Consider the following 22243-nt stretch of genomic DNA (forward strand, 5'->3'; position numbering starts at 1 on the left):
TCCGGGCGCTTCCTTTGTTCTTCGTTTTGTTCTTGCGTTTCCGACTCTATCAGACTCTTTCGTGTCCGATTCCCGGTCGAAGCGGGTTTGCCTTCGGGGCTGTTGGGCCCTTCCGACTCCCAGAACTCTAGTGGATTTCCCCGGCGATTCATAATCGGCCTTCGGGAATTCATTCGGTCATGCCGAAATCGTTCCCGGTGGGAGATCGTGCTGAGTTGGGTGCCGCAACGAGGCGGCGGGATGTGCCGTCGCCAAAACCTTCCGGTTCTGGGACAACTCGAAGAACCCTACGGATCCGTGGAGCGTGTGTCAACCCCGGGCTTGGAGGTCCTCCACGCGGTCCAGCAGGCGGGTGAGCATGTCGCCCAGGACGCCCCGTTCCGCCGTGGAGAGGTCCTGGAGCAGGTCCTCCTCGAAGACCGTGGCGGCGCGCATCGCGTCGAGCCACTTGCTGCGACCCTCGTCCGTCAGCTCCACGATCACGCGGACGCGGTTCGACTCGTCCCGTTCACGCGTGACGAGTCCCTCCGCCGTCATGCGGTCGATCCGGTGGGTCATCGCCGCCGGCGTCAGGCCCAGCTGCTTCGCGAGTTCGCTGGGGCCCATCCGGTAGGGGGCTCCGGAGATGACGAGGGCCTTGAGGACCTCCCACTCCGCGTTGCTGATGCCCAGGGCCGCGGTCTGGCGTCCGTACGCGACGTTCATGCGGCGGTTCAGTCGGCTCAGTGCCGAGACCACCTTCTCGACCTGGGGGTCGAGGTCCTGGAACTCGCGCTGGTAGACGGCGATCTGCTCGTCGAGGCTCGGCTCGTGGACGGGGGTCGTGCCGTCGGTTTCACCCATGCCCCGAAGTATCGCATGAGCTCGTTGGCGTCTAACTCCTTCAATGTGTAGAGTTAAGCATCGAACTTTAGGCATGAAGTCTTCAGGCTTCAGTTATCGGGGCAGGTGAGAAGTGACCAAGGTGATGGGCGCTGCGATGCGGCGGATCCAGGCCGGCAACGCGTTGACCGCGTTCGGCATCGGCTTCACGGTTCCGTTCCTCTACATCTATGTGGCGCAGGTGCGAGGTCTTGGCTCCATGGCGGCCACAAGCGCGTTCGTGGCGTTCGCTCTGGGGGCTCTGATCGCGCTGCCCTTCACCGGTCGCGTCATCGACCAGCGTGGGCCGGTGCCGGTCGTGATGGGTGCCGCTGTTGCGGCGTCGGCGGGCGCGCTGTCGCTGGGGCTGTCCACCGGCGTCGTACCGATCCTGCTGTCCGCTCTGGCGCTCGGCGCCGGGCAGGCCGTGACGCAGCCCGCGCTGGCCACCATGATCGTGTGGTGTTCCACCCCGTCCACCCGGACCCGCGCCTTCGCCCTCCAGTTCTTCATGCAGAACCTGGGGCTGGGCATCGGCGGCCTCATCGGCGGTCAGATCGTGGACGTCGACCGCCCGGGCAGCTTCACGCTGCTCTTCGGCATCGAGGCCGTGATGTTCCTGGTGCTGGCCGGCGTTATCGCCACCGTGCGGATGCCGCATGCGCCGAGCATCAAGGACGCCATGCCGAAGGACCCGGGGGCCGGCGGCGGCTGGAAGCGGATGCTGCGGCACAAGGCCATGGTGAAGCTGCTGGTACTGGGCTTCGTAATCTTCTTCGCCTGCTACGGGCAGTTCGAGTCCGGGTTGGCCGCCTTCGGGACCGAGGCCGCGGGTATCTCCCCGTCGACCCTGGGGTTCGCGCTCGCCGCCAACACCGGGGCGATCGTCGTCGCACAGTTCGTCGTACTGAAGCTGGTCGAGAAGCGCCGGCGTTCCCGGGTCATCGCGTTGGTCGGTCTGATCTGGACCGGGGCCTGGGTCATCGCCGGGTTCTCCGGGCTGGGGCACGGCAGTGCGCTGATGGCCGCCGGTGCGTTCGTCACGACGTACGCGCTCTTCGGCATCGGTGAGGCGATGCTGTCGCCGACGCTGGCGCCGCTGGTCGCGGATCTGGCGCCCGAGGGTTCCGTGGGTCAGTACAACTCGGCGTTCGCACTGGTCAAGCAGATGGCGCTGGCGCTCGGGCCGCTCGGCGTGCCGCTGGGCGCGGGCGTGCCGATGCTCTACATCGGGGTCTTCATCGCCGTGTCGCTCGGGATCGCGTTGTTGGCGCTGCGGATCGGCAAGCAGTTGACTCCGGTGCAGGACAACCCGTCGCGGGCCGAGGTCGCGGCGGCGGCGCAGCCGGTCGCCGCACAGGTGCCGGAGCACGTGGCCGCTTAGTCCGTACGCGTGGGGAGAAGGGTCCGGTCCGTGGGGACCGGGCCCTTCGTGTGTCCGCGTCGCGTACCCGCGTCGTGTGTCCCGCTACTTGTCCGGTAGGGCGAATTCGCACCAGACGGCCTTGCCGCCGCCCGGGGTGCGGCGCGTACCCCAGCTGGAGGCGATGGTCGCGACGATGGAGATGCCGCGGCCGGTCTCGTCGCCGGGTTCGGCGCGGCGGCGGCGCGGGAGGTGGTCGTCGCCGTCGGTCACCTCGACGATCAGCCGACGGTCGGTACGGCGCAGCCGCAGGCGCATGGGCGGGGTTCCGTGCTGAAGGGAGTTCGCCACGAGTTCGCTCACGGCCAGCACCCCGAGGTCGCACAGTTCGACCGGGAAGCGCCAGGAGGTGAGGACACCCTGCGCGAAGGCGCGGGCGCGCGGGGCGGCCTCGACTCCGCCGAGGAGTTCCAGGGCGGCGTTGTGGAAGAGCTCGGCGTCGGCGCCGGTGCGGGCGGGCTGCTGGAGGACCATGACGGCGACGTCGTCGTCGTGGTCGGCGTCCACGCCGAGGGCGCGCATCAGGCGGTCGCAGATGACGGCCGGGGTGCCTTGGGCGCCGGAGAGGGCGCGTTCCAGGGCGGCGACGCCTTCGTCGATGTCCTCGCCGCGGCGTTCGACGAGGCCGTCGGTGTAGAGGACGGCGGTGGAGCCGGGGCCGAGGGCGATGGTGCCGGAGGTGTGGAGCCAGCCGCCGGTGCCGAGCGGCGGGCCGGTGGGGTCGGCGGCGCGGCGGACGGTGCCGTCCTCGTCGCGGACCAGGATGGGGAGGTGGCCGGCCGAGGCGTAGGCGAGCAGCCCCTCGTTGGGGTCGTGGACGGCGTAGACGCAGGTGGCGATCTGGCTGGCGTCGATCTCGGCGGCGAGGCCGTCGAGGAGCTGGAGCACCTCGTGGGGCGGGAGGTCGAGTCGGGCGTAGGCGCGGACGGCGGTGCGCAGTTGGCCCATGACGGCTGCGGCGCGGACGCCTCGGCCCATGACGTCGCCGATGACGAGGGCGGTGCGGCCGGCGCCGAGGGTGATGACGTCGTACCAGTCGCCGCCGACGGCGGCTTCGGTGCCGCCGGGCTGGTAGGTGGCGGCGATGCGCAGGTCGTCGGGCTGTTCCAGTTCCTGCGGGAGGAGGGAGCGCTGGAGGGTGACGGCGGCCTCGCGCTGGCGTCGCTCGCTGGCGCGCAGGCGCTCGGCGGCCTCGGCGTGGTCGGTGACGTCGGCGAGGTGGACCAGGACACCGGTGTGGTGGGGGTCGGGTTCGCTTTCGTCGCCGGCCTTCGGGAAGGCGACGGGCGTGCAGGTGACGGTGTACGAGTTGGCGCCGCCGGGTGCGGAGCGGTTCTTGGCGGTACGGGGCTTGCCGCTGCGCTGGACCTGGTCGAGGAGCGGGAGCAGGCCGAGCTCGCCGAGTTCGGGGAGCGCTACGTGCGCGGGGGCGCCGGTGGTGCGGGCGCCGAAGCCGGCGGTGTAGGCGTCGTTGACGTAGGCGACGCGGTGTTCGGGGCCGTGGACGAGCGCGACGAGGGCGGGGAGCAGGCCGAGGACTTCCCGGGCGGAGAGCTCGTCGAGGGACGGCACGGCGGTGAGGGGTCCCGTGCCGGTGCCGCGGACGGTGGGTTCGGCTGGGACGCCGTCCGGGGGCGGCGGCGGGGCGGCGGTGGTCGCGCCGCGGGCCGCCGGGACCGAGCCCTCACCCCGTTTGGCCTGGGCGGCGGCGTGGTCGGTCCGGGCGGCGGCGCGGCGCTGCGTTCCGGGGAACCGTGCGCTCCAGCGCGTGAAGTTCACTGCGTTCAAGCCTCGTGGTGTCGCAAGTGGTCGCTGTGTCTGCCCCAGCAACGGCCGGGAGCTGCCCCCAGGGTCGAGCGCTGGACGGTGTGACTCTGTGCAGGTGTGAGCCCACCCATGGTCACACGTCCAGTGTGGCGGAGCGCACTGACAGCGTCAGTCCCCCTTGTCGTTCGGGGGGTTGGCGGCGGGGCCGGGCGGGGGCGGCGCGGCGGGCGGGGTCGTCGGTGGGACCGCGGGCGGGGCTTTGGGCGCGGCTTTGGGGGTGCCACCTGCGGCGAGCTCGAATTCCGCGCGGGGGTGCTCCAGGGAGCCGAGGGAGACGATCTCGCGTTTGAACAGGCCGGAGAGGGTCCATTCGGCGAGCACGCGCATTTTGCGGTTGAAGGTGGGGACGCGGCTGAGGTGGTAGGCGCGGTGCATGAACCAGGCGGGGTAGCCCTTGAGCTTGCGGCCGTAGACGTGGGCGACGCCCTTGTGGAGGCCGAGGGAGGCGACGGAGCCGACGTACTTGTGTGCGTACTCGGTGAGGACCTCACCGCGCAGCGCGGCGACGAGGTTGTCGGCGAGGGCCTTGGCCTGGCGGACGGCGTGCTGGGCGTTGGGGGCGCATTCGCGGCCGGGTTCGGCCGCGGTGATGTCGGGGACGGCCGCCGCGTCGCCGGCGGCCCAGGCGTGTTCGACGCCTTCGACGGTGAGGAAGGCGGTGCAGGCGAGGCGGCCGCGCTCGTTCTTGGGCAGGTCGGTTGCGGCAAGGATCGGGTGCGGTTTGACGCCGGCGGTCCACACGACGGTCCGGGTGGGGAAGCGGGAGCCGTCGCTGAGGACGGCGACGCGGTTCTCGCAGGATTCGAGGCGCGTTTCGAGGCGGACGTCGATGTTGCGTCTGCGCAGTTCACGGACGGTGTAGACGCCCATCTCGGGGCCGACTTCGGGCAGGATCCGGTCGCTGGCCTCGACCAGCACCCACTTCATGTCCTCGGGCTTGATGTTGTGGTAGTACCGGGCCGCGTAACGGGCCATGTCCTCCAGTTCGCCGAGCGCCTCGACGCCGGCGTAGCCGCCGCCGACGAAGAGGAAGGTGAGGGCGGCGTCGCGGATCGCGGGATCGCGGGTGGAGGAGGCGATGTCCATCTGTTCGATGACGTGGTTGCGCAGGCCGATGGCCTCTTCGACGCTCTTGAAGCCGATGCCGTAGTCGGCGAGCCCCGGGATGGGGAGCGTGCGGGAGATGGAGCCGGGCGCGAGGACGAGTTCGTCGTACTCGATCCGCATCGGGCCGGTTCCCTCGTCGGCGGTGGCGAGGGTGGAGACCGTCGCGGTGCGCTTGGTGTGGTCGATGTGCTCGGCCTCGCCGATGACGATGCGGCACTTGTCGAGGACGCGGCGCAGCGGGACGACGACGTGGCGCGGGGAGATGGCTCCGGCGGCGGCCTCGGGAAGGAAGGGCTGGTACGTCATATAGGGGTCCGGGGTGACCACCGTGACCTCGGCTTCGTCCGGTCTGAGCTTCCGTTGGAGCCGCAGGGCCGTGTACATGCCGACGTACCCGCCGCCGATGACGAGGATGCGCGCGCGGGGCGGGGTGCCGGGTGCCGTGCCCGGGGAGTTAGCAGCCTTCACCATCCCATGACGCAACGTGGCTGGGAGTTTGTCCACAGGCTGGGCAAATTGTGTGACCGGGGAGAGGGGTGGGACGGGGCTGTCTCAGGGACTGGATACGGGTAAAGCGCCGCAGGTCAGGGGGTGCGGAGGGGGTGATTCCGGGGGCTTCTGCCGGAAAAGTGGGGGTGGCTGCTCCGATCGGGCGGTGCTCCGTGCGGGGCTGCCTCTTCTGAATTGACTCTGGCTCAACTATGTTCGTATCCCGTCGAGGAGCAGGACCGGGGCCCACTGACCGTGGCCCACCTCGACATGAAGGCGGGGAGTGTCTCCGGGGGGAGACAAATGATTACCGGGGGATACATATGAACATGTCCGATTTCCATGGCTCTGCGACCGCTCTGTCCGCTGACAGCGGGCGCGTGATGACCGGCGCGACCACTCACGGCGTGGGACGTTCCACGCCTCTGCGCGTCGACGCCCAGCGCAACCTCGAACACGTCCTGCGCGCGGCGCGCGAGGTGTTCGGCGAGCTGGGCTACGGGGCGCCGATGGAAGACGTGGCACGGCGGGCCCGGGTCGGGGTCGGCACCGTGTACCGGCGTTTCCCGAGCAAGGACGTGCTGGTCCGGCGGATAGCCGAGGAGGAGACCGCCCGACTGACCGACCAGGCGAAGGCCGCGCTGGGACAGGAGGAGGAGCCGTGGCAGGCCCTCTCCCGCTTCCTGCGGACCTCGGTGGCATCGGGAGCGGGGCGGTTGCTGCCGCCGCAGGTGCTGCGGGTCGGCGCGGCGGAGGAGGACGGCGTCGAGGAGGCGGAGGCCGTCCGCGTTCCGCACCAGCGGCAGGCCGTCGTGACGGGCGCTCCGGACCTGCGTGTCGTCGGCTCGCGCTCCCAGGAGGAGCCGGCCGAGGACTCCGGGGCGGGTGCGTTGCTGGAGGTCGTGGGCCGGCTTGTGGACCGCGCCCGGGAGGCGGGCGAACTGCGTGCCGATGTCACGGTGGCCGATGTGCTGCTGGTGATAGCGACCGCCGCTCCGGCGCTTCCGGACCCGGCGCACCAGGCCGCCGCGTCTTCGCGACTGCTCGACATCCTGCTGGAGGGACTGCGCTCGCGGACGGCGTGAGGTCGGGGCCGGTCCTGCGGTGGCGGTGCGCGGCGCGGCCTGCCTGAGCGAGGGCCGTCCGGGTATGCGGTCCGCCACCGGCGGGCGGTGTGGGCCGGCGGCCCGTCTGAGCGGGGCCGTCCGGGCGGCCGGTCCGCCCCGTGGGCACGGGGCCGTCCGGGCGGGCGGTCCGCTTGGACCGGCGGCTGGGCTGAGCGGTTCGGGAGGGCCTTCGCTCCAAGGTCGGCCACTCGAACGGGTGGGGATGCGTACGGTGCTCGGTCGGATCGTCCCCGGATGAGTGGATGGTGCGCGGAGCGGCCCGGGGCGCCCGTGCCGTGTGCCACGCTGGGCCGGTGTACCGGTTGAGTGTGGCGTGCGGAGGCTTCCGCGATGAGCGTTGACGGGCGGGGCGAGTCACTCGGTGACGCCGGGGACGAGGCCGAGGCGGGCCGGTTGCCCGCCCGGCAGGTACCGACGCAGCGTGATCCCGCCGGCCGGCACGCCGCAGGCGGCTCCGGCTGCGAACTGCCGCCCTCGGACGCCGACTTGGTCGCGCGGGTGCGCGGCGGGAACGACAGCGCCTACGAGGAACTGTTCCGCCGGCACGCCGATGCCGTACGGCGCTACGCCCGCACCTGCTGCCGGGACGCGCACACCGCCGACGACCTGACCGCCGAGGTGTTCGCGCGGACGCTGCAGGCGGTACGGGGCGGGGCCGGGCCGGACCACTCGGTGCGGGCCTACCTGCTGACGACCGTGCGGCGGGTCGCCGCGTCCTGGGCCAAGACGGCCAGGCGGGAGCATCTGGTCGAGGACTTCGCGGTGTTCGCCGAGCAGGCGGCCTCCGGTACGGAGGGCGGCGGCGGGCTGGGCGGCCTGTCGGGGGACGACACGCTGGAACTGGGTGCCGACGTGCGGGCCATGCACGAGGCCGAGCGATCACTGGCGATGCAGGCGTTCCGCAGCCTGCCCGAGCGCTGGCAGGCCGTGCTCTGGCACACCACTGTGGAGGAGTCCACGCCGAGCGCGATCGCGCCGCTGTTCGGGCTGAGCGCCAACGCGACGGCGGTGCTGGCCGGCCGGGCCCGTGAGGGGCTCAAGCAGGCGTACCTCCAGGCGCATGTGAGCTCGGCGCTGAGCGAGGGCGGCGACTGCGCCCGGTACGCGGACCGGCTGGGCGCGTACGCGCGGGGCGGGCTGCGGCTGCGGGCGGAGCGGGGGCTGCGCAAACACCTGGAGGGGTGCGCGAAGTGCCGGCTGGCCGCGCGGGAGCTGAAGGACGTCAACGCGGGGATTCCCGCGCTGCTGCCGGTCGCTGTCATCGGGTGGTTCGCCGCCGGGTACGCGGCGAAGGCGGCGGGTGTGGTGGCGGGCGGGGCGTTCGCCGCCGGCGGGGCCGGTGCCGCCGCGGCGGCGGCCGGAGGATCGACGGCGGGGGCGAGTGCCGCTGGGGCCACCGGGGCTGCGGGAGGGGCGGGGGCGGGGGCGGGGGCTGGGGGGGCGGTGGTGTCCGAGGGGCTGGGGATGCCCGCCAAGGCCGCCATCGCCGCCGGGCTCGCGGTCGCAGCCGCCGCCGGGGTGGTGTTCGCCCTGACCGGGAACGATGTCGAGCAGCAGGCCGAGCCGGAGCCGGTGCCGGGGGTGGTGGCACCGGTGCGGCCGCTGCCCCGGTCCGCCACGCCGCCCGCACCGGAGTCCGCGACGCCGGTGGCGAAGTCGCCGGTGGCGGAGGCACCCGTACCGCCGCGGCCGAGTGCGGGGGCGCCGTCGCGGAAGCCGGTGGCCGGGCGGCCGGTTCCCCCCTCGCCCTCGCCGTCGCTTTCCAAGTCTCCGGCCGTGCCCCGACCCCCGAAGCCCGCGCCGAAGCCGCCGCAGGGGTTCCCGCTGGCCCGGCTGGGGCACTCCGTGTACGGGGAGCACGCCGGTCCCGAGTTGGAGACCTGGCGCAGCAGCTGGGTGTGGCAGCGCTGGGGGTTGGTGGTCGGTGACCGGCGGTTCGGGCAGGGGATCACCGTCGACTCCCGTTCCTCGGTGGAGATCAGCCTCAATCGACAGTGCCGCAGCTTCTCCGCGCGGGTCGGGGTGGACGGCCTTTCCCTGCTGACCGACGGCGACGTGCGGTTCTCCGTGTACGGGGACGGCCGGCGGCTGTGGCAGTCCCGCGCCCTCGGGTACGACGACGCCCCGGTCGGGGTCGAGGTGTCCCTGGCCGGGACCTCGATGCTGCGGTTGGTGGTGGAGCGGGCCGGTGAGGGGCGGCTGCCGGCGCTCGCGAGCTGGGCCGACGCGGTCGTCAGCTGCGGGTGAGCAGCCCCACGACCTCGGGCGGGGTGAGCGCGGCGCCCGCCGCTTCCTCCTCGGCGTAGCGGGCCGGGCCCAGTACGGCGAGGTTCCGGCCCGGGAGCGCGTCCAGGGCGGCGGCCTCAGGGACCGACCGGGGGTAGCCCGCGCGCCAGGCGGTGGCCGCCGCGAGGACCCGTACGGATTCCGCGTGGCGTCCGGCCGAGGCGAGCAGGGCGGCAGCGGTCTCGGCGAGCGAGGCCAGGACGCGTTCGGCGCAGTGGGCGGTGACGGCCGCGTCCAGGGCCGGCCCGATGCGCTCCAGTCCAGCGGCGGGGCCGTGCTCGCGGGCGGTCAGGACGGCGTCCACGTTGTCGAGTCCGGTGGTGAGCTGCGGGGGCGCCGCGACCTGCCCGGCTTCGGCGCGGGCGAGGTCGATCCGGGCCCGTGCGTCGTCCTCCAGGCCGCAGAAGAGGGCGATCAGGGCGGTGAGGAGGTGGATGTAGGCCCGTACCTCGTGCATGCCTCCGTACCGCTCGGCTTCGCGTTCGGCTTCGATCAGCACGCGTTCGGCGTCCGCGAAGTCACCGGAGCAGAAGTCGCATTCCGCGAGCCGGGTGAGGGCGAAGGGGGTTTCGCTGTCCGCGCCGACCTCGCGCGCGAGGCGCAGGCATTCCTCGTATGCGGTGCGTGCGGAGGCGTACTGGCCGCGGGAGAGCGCGTACTCCGCCGTCACGCTGGCCACTTGGGAGCGGGTCCAGCGGTCGCCGACGCGCCGGGCGATCGCGTGGAGTTCGGCGAGGTCGGCTTCGACGCCGGGCAGGCCGCCGGTGGTGTCGATGGCGAAGTGGGTCCGGAACATGAGGACGACGCCCAGTTCCCAGTCGGCGCCGTGGCGACGGCAGTTCTCCACGCTCGCGTCGAGGTCGCGTAGGAACTCGGCCGTGGGGCCGTTGAGGTGGGCCGCGATGGGCCAGAGCATGCCCGGGAACCTGGCGCTTTCGGGTCCGCCGTGGCGCAGGGCGCGGATGATGCGGGCGGCGCGGTCGGCGTACTCGGGGCGGTGGAACGCGTCGGCGGGGCTCGCCTGGGCGGTCAGGAACAGGTGGAGGAGGTCGAGGAGGGCCCGGGTCCGGTACCCGGGTGAGTCCTCGGGTACGGCGGCCACGGAGGTGAGGGCGAGGACTCGGGCGGCCCACTCGGCGCCTTCGGCACGGTAGTGGCGCAGCCACCAGAACCAGCCGAGGGCGAAGACGAGGCGCTCGGCGGTCGTGGCGTCCTCGGTACTCACGGCGTGTTCGAGGGCGGCGCGCAGGTTGTCGAGCTCGGTCTCGATGCGCCGGGTCCAGGGGAGTTGGGCGGCGGAGCGCAGGAGCGGTTCGGCTTCTTCGGCGAGGGCGAGGAAGCGGGCGGTGTGGCGGTGGGCGGTGGCCTCCGCGTCGCAGGGGTGGGCGCGGGCGCGTTCGGCGGCGTACTCGCGGATGGTTTCGAGCAGGCGGTAGCGCATGCCGTCGGAGGGCTCGGGTCCTGGTTCGGCGAGGACGAGGGACTTGTCGACCAGGGAGCCGAGGGTGTCGGCCACGTCCAGGCCGGGCTCGGCGCAGACGGCCTCGGCGGCGGCGAGGTCGCAGCCGCCGGAGAACACGGACAGGCGGCGCAGGACGGTGCGTTCGGGTGCGGCGAGGAGGTCCCAGGACCAGTCGACGACGGCGCGCAGGGTCTGCTGGCGGGGCAGGAGGGTACGGCTGCCACCGGTCAGGAGGCGGAAGCGGTCGTCGAGGCGGTCGGCGATCTGGCGCGGGGTGAGCAGGCGCAGGCGGGCGGCGGCGAGTTCGATGGCGAGTGGGAGGCCGTCGAGGCGGGCGCAGATCTCGGTGACGGCGGCCGGGTCGTCGGCGGGGTCGAAGCCGGGGCGGGCGGCGGTCGCGCGGTCGGTGAAGAGGCGGTGCGCCGGCGCCGGCGGCAGGGGTTCGAGGGGGCGCAGGACCTCGCCGGGGACGCCGAGGGGTTCGCGGCTGGTGGCGAGGACGCGCAGGCCGGGGCAGTGGGCGAGGAGCCGGTCGGCGAGTTCGGCGGCGGCGTCGATGACGTGCTCGCAGTTGTCCAAGACCAGGAGCATGCGGCGGTCCGCGCAGTGCTCCACGAGGAGGGCGGCGGGGTCGGCGGAGGCGGCGCTCCCGCCGTGGGCGACCAGGGTGTTCTCGCGCAGGCCGAGGGCGCTGAGGACGGCGCCGGGTAGGGCGGCGGGGTGGTCGAGGCGGGCCAGTTCGACGAGCCAGCCGGGTGCGGGGTGGGCGGCGGCGGCGTGCTCGGCGAGGCGGGTCTTTCCGGAACCGCCGGGTCCGGTGAGGGTGACGAGGCGGAAGCGGGCCAGGTCGGTGTGGAGTGCGGCGAGTTCGGGCTCGCGGCCGACGAAGGAGGTGAGGCGGGGGCGGAGGTTGCCGGTGGTGGGGCGCGGCTCGGGCGGGGTCGGGCGCAGGAGTTCGGCGTGCAGGGCGCGCAGCTCCGGGCCGGGGTCGGTGCCGAGGCCGTCGGCGAGGGCGCGGCGGGTGTCCTCGTAGGCGGCGAGGGCGTCGGCGGGGCGGCCGGCGGCGCGCAGGGTGCGGAGGCGCAGGGCGTGGAGGGCTTCGTCGTACGGGCTCTCGTGGATCAGCGCTTCCAGCTCCGGGAGGAGCGTGGGCGGGGCGGCCGCGCCGGCGATCGGGTCGGCGGCGGCGAGGTCGGCGGCGATCCGCTCGCGGAGGGCGGCCGCGCGGAGGGCCTCGGGGCCGGCGGCGTGGGTGGTGCGGGCGGGTTCGGGGAGGTCGGCGAGAGCGGGGCCGCGCCAGAGGGCGAGGGCGGAGCGGAGGGTCGCGGCGGCGGTGGCGCTCGTGGCAGCGGCGTCGGGATGACGGGCGGCTTCGCGGGCGAGGACGGTGCCTTCGCGGGCGAGACGGGTGAAGCGGTGGAGGTCCACGTCGTCGGGGGTGGCGGCGAGGCGGTAGCCACCGGCGGGGTCGGCGAGGACGGAGTCGCGGGAGCCGAGGGCGCGGCGGAGCCGGGAGACGAGCGCCTGGAGGGCGGCGGGGGCGTCCTGGGGCGGGTCGTCGCCCCAGACCTCGTCGACGAGGACGGCCACCGGGGTGGCGGAGGGGGCGCCGGCCCGGAGGGCGAGGGCGGTGAGGAGGGCGCGCAGCCGGGCGCCGCCGATGGGGAGGGGGGCGCCGGTGGTGTCGCGTGCCTCGGTGGGACCGAGGATGAGGTACTGCACCGGGCAATTCTGCCGTGACCCGGGCCGGGGTGGGTGGTGGTTTTTGCCGGGCGGGCCCGGGGCGGTGCCCGGGGCGGGGTCGAGGTCCGGGTGCGGCGGGGTCGCGCTGTGCGCCCCGCCGCTCCGCCGGACCCGGCGGGGCTCCGCCCCACACCCCGCGCTTCAAACGCCGGCGAGGCTGAAGTGGTGGGCCCCGAGGCCGGAGTGGGGCGCACCGGAGACGGGCGGCCCGAGCAGGCGGCCCGAGCAGGCGGCCCCGCGGAAACGGCGTGGGCGGGGCGGAAGTCGAGGTGCCGTCAGGAGAGGGCCGGGCGGCGGGTGGGGAGGCCGGTGGGGACTGCGCGGCGGCGGGGGGTGGAGGTACCCGTCCAGCAGGTGCCGCGGCGGGCCAGGAGCCGGCGGAGCCACAGTTCCATCGAGACGAGTTCCGCCAGCCCGTCCAGCGGGACCGGCCGGCCGTCCGCGGCGTCGTGCAGGGCCTGGCGCACCACCCTGGCCTCGATCAGCCCGGCGTCGGCCAGCAACGGGGCGGTGAACAGGGACAGCAGGGAGGTCAGGGCGGCGCGCAGCCCCAGGTGGGTCGCCGTCTCGTTCGGCTCGGGGGAGCTCACGCCCCAGCCCGGCGGGAGTTCCCGTACCCCGGAGGCCGACAGCACGCTGCGCAGGATCGCGGCCCGTGCACCCGGCTGCACCCGCAGGGACTCCGGCAGGGCGCGCGCGGCACGTACGACCTGGTTGTCCAGGAACGGGGCGTGCAGACGCTGGCTGCGGACCTCCACGGCCTGCTCGAAGACCCGGTGGTCGGCGGCGTGCCGGGTCAGGGCGGCGCGGGCCCGGGCCTCGCCCGGGCGCAGGGACAGCGGTGGCCGGCCCGCGGCGGTGGCCAGCCGGATCGATACTTCCGTCAGGGCTTCGCCGGTCAGCCAGCCCGCCGCCGGGCCCGGCCGGGACCAGGTCAGGGCGGCAAGCGAGGCGTCCACCGGCCCGCCGGAGGCCGCCGTGATCGCCCCTTCGCGGAGCCGGGCGGCGGCGGCTTCCATGCCCGCGCGGTACGACGTACGGGCGAGCCGGCGGGCGGCGGCGTAGACGGTCAGCGGCACCAGCAGCGAGTGGGAGTCGCCGGACGCGGTGCGGGCGAGCGCGGCGACCGGGCGCAGCAGGTGGCGTCTGCGACGGTCCATCAGGAGGTCGGCCAGTCGGGCCGGGTGCGCGTCGAGGACCTGGCGGGCGCCGTGCCCGGTGAAGTGGTCGGCGGAACCGGCGGCCAACCGGCGCCGCTCGCGGGCGGCGAAGACGAGCGAGGGGCCCGGCTCGTCGGTGAGCGGCCCGTCGAGTTCCGCGTACGGGAGGGCTTCCTCGGCGGCGGCCACGACGACGTGGTGCAGGCGCGGGTCGGTCGCGATGGCGTGGGCGCGTTCCAGTTCGGCCTCGCGCCCCCGGGGCGTGGCGAGGTCGTTGAAGGTGACGGCGAGGAGCCGTGAGCCGGTTCCGGGCAGGGTCCCGGGTACGCCGGGCAGGCCGGCGGCGAGGAGGGCCAGGGTAGCGGAGGCGCTGCCGCCGGAGAGGTCGGCGCCGACTCCGGGCACCGGGGCGGGGGCGCCGCGGGCCGCGCGCCGGTCGGCGGGGCCCATTCCGGGCACCGGTCCGGGGTCGGGAGCCGGCGTGCCGGGAGCATGCCGGGGAGCCGTGAGCCGGGCGCGCACCGCGTCGACCAAAGCTTCCCGTACGCCCTCCACCGCGCGCTCGGGGTCGCTCTCGGGTGCGGCGACGGCGAGGGAGGCGACCGGTTCGTACCCGGTGATCTCCCGGGAGCCCTCGCGCAGGATCAGCGTGTGGCCGGGCGGGATGCGGCGGACGCCGACGTACGGTGTGCCGTCGCCCAGGGCCTCGGGGCTGTCGGGGCAGGCCAGGAGGGCGGCGAGATGGCCGATGTCGAGCTGCGCCTCGATGAGGTCGGCGAGCGGGAGGGCGGCGGTCGCGTACGCGGTGCCGCCCGCCCAGGGCGTGTAGAAGACGGGCCGGGCGCCGGCGAGGTCGCCGAGGACGGTGATCCGGCGGCCGGCCTGGACGACGGCGGTGTAGCTGCCGGACCACTGGGTGAGGTGGCGCAGGGCCCCGCCCCGGGCGGCGTACAGCGCGCGGCGCAGTTCGGCGTCGGTGGCGCCGCAGCAGCCGAGGACGGCGAGCCGGGTGAAGGGGTCGGCGGGGTCGGCGGTGATGGTGCGGATCTCGTCGGGGCGCCAGTCGCCGACGGCCCAGAGCGGGTCGGGGTCTCCCCACAGGAGTTGGGCCCCGACGGGGTGGACGGTCCGCTCGGCGTCGTGGGCGGCCGGGTCGTCGGGGTAGGCGGCGTCCGCGAGGCCGCCGCGGGGGGTGTCCGAGTAGGGGGTCCCGGCGGTGGAGCCGTACGCCGTGGAGGTGTGGGCCGCCGAGCCGTACGGGGACCCACCCGTGGTCCCGCCCGTGGTCCCGTATGCGGACCCGTACGCGGACCCGGAGCCGGAAACGCCCTGGCCGGAGACCCTTCCGGCCGTGCCGAAGCTCGCGGCGATACTGCTCCACCCGACCAACCAGCGCAACGCCGCCGCCTCCCCAGCCTGTGGGCACATGACCGGGGCACGGGCAGTGCGGTCGGCGTGCGGGCGCGACCGTCCGGGGCCCCGGGTGGCTCGGGGTCCATGCTGCCACGAGACATGGCGTGCGAGAGGGGTTCGGGGGGCGCACATGCAAACGAACGCGCCCCCGACACACGGTATTTGGCGTTCCGTTCCCACCGTCCCATAGGTCGGTTTCGGCCATTCTTCGGCCGTGCTGAGGGGCCGTGACGGCCCGCGACGGGCCGTACGGACCGTCGGCGGGGCGCGGCACGGGGGGCGCGTTCCGCCCCCCGTGCCGTTCCGCCACCCGCGGGGATTGAGGCAGCGGCATCCCCCGGCCCACCCGGTTCCCACGGGATCCGCGCGGCGGGCCGACCCACGCACCGGACATCGAATCGTCGGGCCCGGCGGGCAGCCAGAGCGCACGGCCGGGCGCACGGCACCACGGCCGGAGCACGCACTGACGCGTGCGCCCCGGGTACGGGTCCCCTCCCGACTGTGCGTGCGGACAACAATCTCGCCATACGGAAGTCGGGGCCTTAACGCTTGGGAGGCGGGGAACTACGCTGGGTTTACGAAATGCCGGGCGCCTATGCCCCGGCGGCGTCTGCGTTCCGCGTGTGACGAGGGGTGGCGCATGTCCAGGGAGCTCCGCGAGCCCAATGAGAAGCTCGGCGCCGTGCTCGCCCTGGCGGGCATCAGCAACGCCGGGCTGGCCCGGCGGGTGAACGACCTCGGCGCGCAGCGCGGCCTGACGCTCCGGTACGACAAGACGTCCGTGGCCCGCTGGGTGTCGAAGGGGATGGTGCCGCAGGGCGCGGCGCCACATCTGATCGCCGCCGCCATCGGCGCGAAGCTGGGTCGTCCGGTGCCGCTGCACGAGATCGGCCTGGCGGACGCGGACCCGGCGCCGGAGGTCGGGCTGTCCTTCCCGCGCGACGTAGGGGCGGCGGTGCGGTCGGCCACCGATCTGTACCGGCTGGACCTGGCGGGGAGACGCGGGGGCGGCGGGATCTGGCAGTCGCTCGCCGGTTCGTTCGCCGTGTCGGCGTACGCGACGCCCGCTTCGCGTTGGCTGATATCCCCTGCCGACAGTTCGGTGGCGCGGGAACCGGGCGGTGCGGGACCGGCCCGGGACGCGGCAGTGGGGCCCACCCCCGCGGCGGAGCCTGTCGTGGCGGAGCCCGTCGTGGCGGCCGGGTCGTCGGCGCCGGCGCGGCAGGGCCCGCGCACCCCACACGCCCCGCGCGAACCGGGCGTCGAAGCGGCCACGGGCGCGGGCACGGTGAGCTCGGGGGCGGCGGTCCGGGGTGCGGGGACGGCGGCTTCGGGCGGCGGCGGGTTCTCGGACGCCTCCCCGCAGCGCGTCGGGCACAGCGATGTGACGAAGTTGCGCGAGGCCGCCGAGGACGCCCGCCGGTGGGACTCCAAGTACGGCGGCGGCGACTGGCGTTCCTCGATGGTGCCGGAGTGCCTGCGCGTGGACGCGGCGCCGCTGCTGCTGGGTTCGTATACGGACGAGGTGGGCCGCGCGCTGTTCGGGGCGACCGCCGAGTTGACCCGGCTGGCGGGGTGGATGGCGTTCGACACCGGTCAGCAGGAGGCCGCCCAGCGCTACTACATCCAGGCGCTGCGGCTCGCCCGCGCGGCCGCCGACGTACCGCTCGGCGGGTACGTGCTCGCCTCCATGTCCCTCCAGGCCACCTACCGGGACTTCCCCGACGAGGGCGTCGACCTCGCCCAGGCGGCCGTGGAACGCAACCGTGGCCTGGCCACCGCCCGCACCATGAGCTTCTTCCGGCTCGTGGAGGCGCGGGCGCACGCCAAGGCGGGTGATTCGGCGGCGGCCGGGTCGGCGTTGCGGGCCGCGGAGGGCTGGCTGGAGCGGGCCCGGGACGGCGACCCCGACCCGACCTGGCTGGGTTTCTATTCGTACGACCGTTTCGCGGCGGATGCGGCGGAATGCTACCGGGACCTCAAACTCCCCCGGCAGGTGCGCCGCTTCACCGAGCAGGCGCTCTCCCGCCCGACCGAGGAGTACGTGCGCTCGCACGGGCTTCGCCTGGTCGTGAGCGCGGTCGCCGAGCTGGAGTCGGGCAACCTCGACGCGGCGTGTGCGGCGGGCACCCGGGCGGTGGAGGTCGCGGGCCGGATCTCCTCCGCCCGGACGAACGAGTACGTACGGGACCTCCTGCACCGGCTGGAGCCGTACGGGGACGAACCGCGCGTCGCGGAACTGCGCGAACGGGCCCGGCCGCTGCTGGTGACACCCGCCTAGCCGCGTTGTCGGTGGCGGAGTGCAGTATGCAGGGGTGGGAGGTGTCGGCTTGGGCGGCGGCGTGGGCATGGGCGTGGGCGTGGACTGTGACGTGCTGGTGATCGGCGGCGGGATCGTCGGTCTGTCGACAGCGCATGCCTTGTCGCGCCTGGCCCCGGGCACCCGGGTGACCGTCCTGGAGAAGGAGGCCGGTGCCGCCCGGCACCAGACGGGCCGCAACAGCGGCGTGATCCACAGCGGGATCTACTACCGCCCGGACTCGCTGAAGGCGCGGTTCGCGGTGCGCGGGGCCGCCGAGATGGTCAAGTTCTGCGCGGAGCACGACATCGCCCACGAGGTGACCGGCAAGCTCATCGTCGCCACGGAGCGGGACGAGCTGCCGCGGCTGCACGCGCTGGTCCAGCGGGGCCGGGAGAACGGCATTCCGGTGCGGGAGCTGGGCCCGGCGCAGATCGCGGAGTACGAGCCGGAGGTGCGGGGCCTGGCCGCGATCCATGTCGGCACGACCGGGATCGTGGACTACGGGCGGGTCGCGGCGCAGCTGGCGGAGTCCTCGGGCGCGGAGATCGTCTACGGCGGGGCGGTGGACCTCATCTCTCGCCGCCCGACCGGGGTGGCGGTCCGCACAACGGCCGGGACGGTCGTGCGCGCCCGGGTGCTGGTGAACTGCGCGGGGCTGCAGTGCGACCGGATCGCCCGCCTCGCCGGTGACGAACCCGGGATGCGGATCGTCCCGTTCCGCGGCGAGTACTACGACCTGGCCCGGCCGTCCCTGGTGCGCGGGCTGGTCTATCCGGTACCGGACCCGGCGTTCCCCTTCCTCGGGGTCCATCTGACCCGGGGCATCGGGGGCGGGGTCCATGTCGGGCCGAACGCGGTGCCGGCGCTGGCGCGGGAGGGGTACGGCTGGGGCACGGCCTCGCCGCGGGACCTCGCCGACGAGCTGGCGTGGCCCGGAGCGTGGCGGATGGCCGCGCGGCACTGGCGGTACGGGGCCGGGGAGATCCGGCGTTCGCTGTCGAAGCGGGCCTTCACCGAGGCGGTGCGGCGCCTGCTGCCCGAGGTCTCGTCGGCGGACCTGGTCCCGGCGCAGGCCGGGGTGCGGGCGCAGGCCGTGCTGCGGGACGGCACGCTGGTGGACGACTTCCTGATCAGGGAGGCACCGCGCACGGTGCACGTCCTGAACGCCCCGTCACCGGCGGCGACGGCCTCCCTGCCGATCGGCCGCGAAATCGCCCGCCGCGCCCTGTCGGCCCTCGCCACGAGCTGACCCGGCGCGGGCCCGGCTGGAACCCGCGTGGGGCCCGCACGGCGGGGCCGCCGCCGACCGCCGTGAACGGCGATGACGCCGGTTTCCCCAACCGCCCGGCTAGGGCGCCGGGCCGTACAGGCCGCGTGGAGCCGCCCGTCGGGGCGCCGCGCCGGAAGCGGGCAACCGCGCCTTGCCGGGAACCCCGCCCGTCAGTACCGCCGCCCCGGCGGCTGCCGCCGAGCCGCAGGACCCCTCCTCCCGCGGGGGCCGGCCCCGGAAGCGACTCCCCTCGGGGGCGGGGGCGGGGCGACGGCGCGGAGGGGGCGGGGGCCGGGTCGTAGAATCGACACATTGTGTCTGAGTCCCTGAACCCCCAGCCGCCGAGCGCCGGCGCCCCCGCAGAGGGCGCCGCCTCGTACACGCCCCCGAAGTGGCGCACCGAGCCCCGCTTCCCCGACGGGCCCGCTCCCGACCCGGCCGGCTCGCACCACGAGCGCCGCATCCGCAGCTTCCAGCCGCGGCGCAGCCGGGTGACCACGGGGCAGGGCGAAGCCCTTAAGCGGCTCTGGGGCACCTGGGGCCTGGACATCGACGGGCACGGGGTCATCGACCTCAAGGCGATGTTCGACGGCCTCCCCGTCGTCCTGGAGATCGGCTTCGGGATGGGCGAGGCGACCGCCCAGATGGCCGCCGCCGACCCCGGCACCGGCATCCTCGCGGCCGACGTGCACACCCCCGGCCAGGGCAACCTCCTCGCCCTCGCCGAGCGGAACGGGCTGACCAACGTCCGCGTCGCCAACGGCGACGCCATCATCCTGCTCCGCGAGATGCTGCCGCCGGACTCCCTCGCCGGGCTGCGGGTCTACTTCCCCGACCCCTGGCCCAAGGCCCGCCACCACAAACGTCGCCTGATCCAGCCGGAGTTCCTCGACCTGGCCGCCACCCGCCTGGCTCCGGGCGCGGTCCTGCACTGCGCGACCGACTGGGAACCGTACGCCGAACAGATGCTGGAAGTGCTCACCGCGCACCCGCGGTTCGAGAACACCGAGCCGGGCGGCGGCTACGCGCCCCGCCCCGATTTCCGTCCCCTCACCCGCTTCGAGGGTCAGGGCCTCGACAAGGGGCACGTGGTACACGACTTGCTCTTCCGTCGCACGGAGAACTGACAACGTCACTCCTTGTGTCAGACCGGCTCGCTAGGGTGATGACGTGGAGTACCGAGCGCTCTCAGGTGTGCTCGCACGTCCGTCGGACCCGGTCCGTACGCGCGTGCTCGTCGTCCTGCTCGCCGCGCCCGGCGTCGCGATCCTCGAACTCGTACGGCAGCAGACCGGCACGGCCGGGTTCTGCGTGGGTCTCGGACTGGCCGTGCTGCCGGTGCCGCCGCTCATGGCGGCGTTCCGGTGGCTCGGGCGGGCCGCACCCGGCCCCTGGCGGCAGTTGCTGTTCTGCTGCGGCTGGGGGGCCTGCGCCGCGGCGCTGATCGCCATACTGGCCAACAGTTTCGCCACCCAGTGGATAGCCGCGGCCACCGCCGACCCCTCCGATGCCGATCAGCTCGGCTCGGTGGTGATCGCCCCCGTGGTCGAGGAGAGCGCCAAAGCGGCGGCCCTGCTGCTGGTGTTCGTATTCCGCAGACGGAGGCTGGCCGGGCCCGCCGACGGTTTCGTCCTCGCCGGGTTCACCGCCACCGGTTTCGCCTTCACCGAGAACATCCTCTACCTGGGCAACGCCTTCGACGAGGACGTGGCGGACGGCACCGGCGTGCTCGACTCCGTCACGGCGGCGACCTTCTTCGTACGGATAGTGCTGTCGCCGTTCGCGCACCCGCTGTTCACGGTCCTCACCGGACTCGGCTTCGGCATGGCCGCGTTGGGCCGGCGCCGACGGAGCCGGATCGGACCGCCGTTGCTCGGACTGACCGCCGCCATGTGCCTGCACGCGCTGTGGAACAGCTCCTCCCGGTTCGGGGAGTACGGGTTCTACGTGGTCTACGGCTGCGTGATGGTCCCGGCGTTCGGGCTGCTGCTGTGGCTGGCGGTGCGGATACGGCAGCGCCGACTGCGGGCCGTCGGCGCCGAGCTGGCGGTGTACGCCGCCGCGGGTTGGCTCGGTCCGGCGGAGGTGCCGGCCCTGGCCTCGATCCCGGCCCGGTCGCTGGCCCGTTCCCTGGCCCGGCGTACCGGTGGCCGGGCCGCGGGCAGAGCCGTCGCGCTGTACGAGGCGGACGCCGCCGCCCTGGCCCTGCTACGCCACCGCGCCCGCCGCGGCGGCCCGGCCCGGGAGCGGGACTTCGCGCTGCACGAGCGGGAGTTGCTGCGCGGCCTGTGGCTGCGCCGGGCGACCGCCGGACCCGCTCTCGCCCGGGCCGCGGTGATGGAGGAACTCCTGCCGCCGTGGTTCGACCCCGTCCCGGTACCGGCCCGACCGCTCGTCGTACCGGGCCCCCGACCGGCGCGGGCCGGGACTCCGGACGCCGACGCCTCGCACAGCCACGCCGCACACACCGACGCCTCGCCCACCGGGGCCTTGGACGCTAGACGTTGAGCCCCTTGGACGTCAGCCATGCCAGCGGGTCCACCGTGGAACCGCCCCGGCGTACTTCCAGGTGCAGGTGGGCGCCGGTGACGTTGCCGGTCGCGCCGACCCGGCCGATGGTGTCGCCGGCGCCGACCGTGCCGGAGGTCACCGACATGGACGACAGGTGGCAGTACCAGATCTCCGTGCCGTCATCGAGGCGGAGCACGATCCGGTAGCCGTAGGCGCCGGACCAGCCTGCCGAGACGACGGTCCCGCCGGCCACGGCCTTGACCGGCGTACCGGTGGGCGCGGCGAAGTCGAGACCGGTGTGGTGGCCGGAGGACCACATGGAACCGGAGTCCCCGTAGTGGGAGGTGAGGGTGTAGGCGGATGTCGGCAGCGCGTAGCCGCCGGCCGACCTCGCCACGGCCGCCGTTCCCGCTTCCGGCGTGTGGGCCGCTCCGGCCTGGCCGGCCTGCCCCGCGTGCCCCGCCTGGCCGGCCTGCCCCGCGTGCCCCGCCGCCTGTTGCTCGACGGCCGCGTTCTCCGCGGCTTCCTTCTCGGCGGCCGTCCGGGCTTCCGCCGCCGCGCGGGCCTCGTCGGCCGCCTTCCGTGCCGCTTCCCGTTGCGCCTTGGCCTCTTGGGCGGCGGCTTCGCGCGCCACCCGCTCGGCATCCGCCCGGGCCTGGCCCTCGGCGGCGTCCTGCTGCGACTCGGCCTGCTGGAGGATCCGGTGGCGCAGCGCCTCACCCGCGTCGACGTGCCCGAGGACCGTCCCCTGGCCCTGCTCCCCCGCCGGGGCGGCCGGCGCCGCGGCGGGTGCTCCGGCGGTGTGCCCGGAGCCCGCGCCCGCGTCCGTGGCGCCTCCGCCCGACAGATCCGGGAACGAGGGCAGGAATATGGCGGCTTGCGGCCGGTCCTGGGCGGTGGCGATGCCGCCCGCGCCGACCGCCGCGATGACGCCGACTCCGAGGACGGTCGAGCTGCGGGCCAGTCCACCACGCGGCTTGGGCACCCGGTGCTTGCCGCGCACCGGCCGGGCCGAGTCCTCGGTCGGGTTCCACTCGCCCCAGGCGCCGGCGGTGGGCGTTTCCTGGATGTCGGTGCCTTCGTGGGCAGGCGAGTTGGAGGCCACGGGGGCACACTCCTCATGGGCGGGAACGCGCACGGCGCCGTCTCTTGCGACGGCTGGGACGACCGCGCTGCGTTATCGAACGGTAATAGACGCGGGGGAGTGATTCCAAGCTGTAGCGATTGATCGTTAACCCAATCGGCCACCCCCTGCACAGCCT

The 22243-nt window shown here is 74.3% G+C and carries 13 protein-coding genes; 7 read left to right on the top strand and 6 right to left on the bottom strand.

Going from position 1 to position 22243, the window contains the following annotated elements; all coding sequences use genetic code 11:
* Positions 1-309: 309 nt before the first annotated feature.
* On the bottom strand, positions 310-843 hold the full coding sequence (locus tag ABZ934_RS24800) for a MarR family transcriptional regulator (protein WP_136210625.1): 534 nt from the start codon (positions 841-843) through the stop codon (positions 310-312).
* A 112-nt stretch (positions 844-955) separates the two neighbouring features.
* On the opposite strand from ABZ934_RS24800, the gene ABZ934_RS24805 reads away from it, so the two are divergent.
* The gene (locus ABZ934_RS24805; RefSeq protein ID WP_361317105.1) at positions 956-2245 is read left to right on the top strand and encodes an MFS transporter; all 1290 of its coding nucleotides are present in this window, start codon (positions 956-958) and stop codon (positions 2243-2245) included.
* A gap of 84 nt (positions 2246-2329) precedes the next feature.
* Here the strand turns inward: ABZ934_RS24805 and ABZ934_RS24810 are convergent, their stop codons facing one another.
* Positions 2330-4063, bottom strand: coding sequence for an ATP-binding SpoIIE family protein phosphatase (locus ABZ934_RS24810; RefSeq protein ID WP_361317296.1), 1734 nt, complete (start codon positions 4061-4063; stop codon positions 2330-2332).
* A 156-nt stretch (positions 4064-4219) separates the two neighbouring features.
* Complete coding sequence (locus tag ABZ934_RS24815) at positions 4220-5689, bottom strand: NAD(P)/FAD-dependent oxidoreductase (protein ID WP_361317107.1); 1470 nt, start codon at positions 5687-5689, stop codon at positions 4220-4222.
* A gap of 341 nt (positions 5690-6030) precedes the next feature.
* Here ABZ934_RS24815 and ABZ934_RS24820 point away from each other — a divergent pair, with 341 nt between their 5' ends.
* Positions 6031-6792 (top strand): helix-turn-helix domain-containing protein, encoded by a 762-nt coding sequence (locus ABZ934_RS24820; protein ID WP_361317109.1) that lies wholly within the window; start codon positions 6031-6033, stop codon positions 6790-6792.
* A 372-nt stretch (positions 6793-7164) separates the two neighbouring features.
* A complete protein-coding gene (locus ABZ934_RS24825) occupies positions 7165-9081 on the top strand; it encodes a sigma-70 family RNA polymerase sigma factor (protein ID WP_361317112.1) in 1917 nt (638 codons plus the stop codon).
* On the opposite strand, the gene ABZ934_RS24830 is transcribed toward ABZ934_RS24825, so the two are convergent.
* Both ABZ934_RS24830 and ABZ934_RS24835 read right to left on the bottom strand, forming a co-directional pair.
* Positions 9068-12304 carry a BTAD domain-containing putative transcriptional regulator gene (locus tag ABZ934_RS24830; RefSeq protein ID WP_361317115.1) on the bottom strand — a complete coding sequence of 1079 codons (3237 nt, stop codon included), beginning with the start codon at positions 12302-12304 and terminating at the stop codon, positions 9068-9070. The two genes, ABZ934_RS24825 and ABZ934_RS24830, sit on opposite strands and share 14 nt — an antisense overlap.
* A gap of 296 nt (positions 12305-12600) precedes the next feature.
* Positions 12601-14883: an asparagine synthase-related protein gene (locus tag ABZ934_RS24835; protein ID WP_361317117.1), complete on the bottom strand. Its 2283-nt coding sequence runs from the start codon at positions 14881-14883 to the stop codon at positions 12601-12603.
* Between the two features lie 655 nt (positions 14884-15538).
* Between ABZ934_RS24835 and ABZ934_RS24840 the strand changes: the two genes are divergently transcribed.
* From ABZ934_RS24840 to ABZ934_RS24855, 4 genes are all read left to right on the top strand, one after another.
* Positions 15539-17179 carry a sporulation protein gene (locus ABZ934_RS24840; protein WP_361317120.1) on the top strand — a complete coding sequence of 547 codons (1641 nt, stop codon included), beginning with the start codon at positions 15539-15541 and terminating at the stop codon, positions 17177-17179.
* A 67-nt stretch (positions 17180-17246) separates the two neighbouring features.
* Positions 17247-18449 (top strand): L-2-hydroxyglutarate oxidase, encoded by a 1203-nt coding sequence (gene lhgO / locus ABZ934_RS24845; RefSeq protein WP_361317299.1) that lies wholly within the window; start codon positions 17247-17249, stop codon positions 18447-18449.
* A 347-nt stretch (positions 18450-18796) separates the two neighbouring features.
* Positions 18797-19597: a tRNA (guanosine(46)-N7)-methyltransferase TrmB gene (gene trmB / locus ABZ934_RS24850; protein ID WP_361317301.1), complete on the top strand. Its 801-nt coding sequence runs from the start codon at positions 18797-18799 to the stop codon at positions 19595-19597.
* Between the two features lie 67 nt (positions 19598-19664).
* Positions 19665-20978: a PrsW family intramembrane metalloprotease gene (locus ABZ934_RS24855; protein WP_361317303.1), complete on the top strand. Its 1314-nt coding sequence runs from the start codon at positions 19665-19667 to the stop codon at positions 20976-20978.
* Here ABZ934_RS24855 and ABZ934_RS24860 read toward each other — a convergent pair.
* Positions 20968-22050, bottom strand: coding sequence for a M23 family metallopeptidase (locus tag ABZ934_RS24860; RefSeq protein ID WP_361317306.1), 1083 nt, complete (start codon positions 22048-22050; stop codon positions 20968-20970). The two genes, ABZ934_RS24855 and ABZ934_RS24860, sit on opposite strands and share 11 nt — an antisense overlap.
* Between the last annotated feature and the right edge of the window lie 193 nt (positions 22051-22243).

The sequence above is a fragment of the Streptomyces sp. NPDC046557 genome (assembly GCF_040645975.1).
Lineage (GTDB): Bacteria > Actinomycetota > Actinomycetes > Streptomycetales > Streptomycetaceae > Streptomyces.